The following is a 634-nucleotide window of genomic DNA, read 5'->3' on the forward strand; positions in this document are numbered from 1 at the left end:
AGGTAATTTACTAATCTTTTTATTTGCTGTTGGAGCAGCTTTTATAAAATTAGGTAATAACCCTTCTTTTGCTATTCGCTCTACCGCTTTTAACATTTTACTAGACAATTTTTTACCATTTATTTTTTTCATTGTAACCCTCACTTAATTTCATTACTATTCGATCATATCGTGATAAATATTATTTAATTGTTAATATTATACGACTTATTGATTTACTGTATATTATAATAACAAGTTTTGCGGGCATCTACACTAGAAAAACACATCCTATAAAAATTATTTCAGTTTCAACAAAAATGGGGTATCGTAATCGTAAAATTGAAAAAAATGGATATCCTATCTTACTCTACTGAAAAGCTGAAAAAGCATTGTCAGCTACTTGATGATGAAGAAAAAATAGTTCTATATGAGCAGCTGCTAGACAAGGCTAAAGATATACTTGAAAACTCAAGAGATGATATTGCAAAGTTGAAAGAGGTAAGCAAAGCAGTTGTAGCAATAGAGGAAACTACCGATAAGCAGTTACTAGAAAAGTTTAATGATGATCACCCGCTAAGAGAAGTGGACATTTTAATCTACTCTCCTCAAGGAAACACTGAAGTGGCAAATTACCTGTTCAGCATAGATAACT

The 634-nt window shown here is 30.9% G+C and carries 1 protein-coding gene; it reads left to right on the top strand.

Features of this window, described 5'->3' with window-relative positions:
- Window positions 1-330 precede the first annotated feature (330 nt).
- The coding region (locus tag ACIPNH_RS00795) for a flagellar basal body rod protein FlgC (RefSeq protein ID WP_458695307.1) at window positions 331-634 on the top strand (304 nt) is incomplete at its 3' end.

This window comes from Wolbachia endosymbiont of Drosophila barbarae (assembly GCF_044752445.1).
GTDB lineage: Bacteria > Pseudomonadota > Alphaproteobacteria > Rickettsiales > Anaplasmataceae > Wolbachia > Wolbachia pipientis.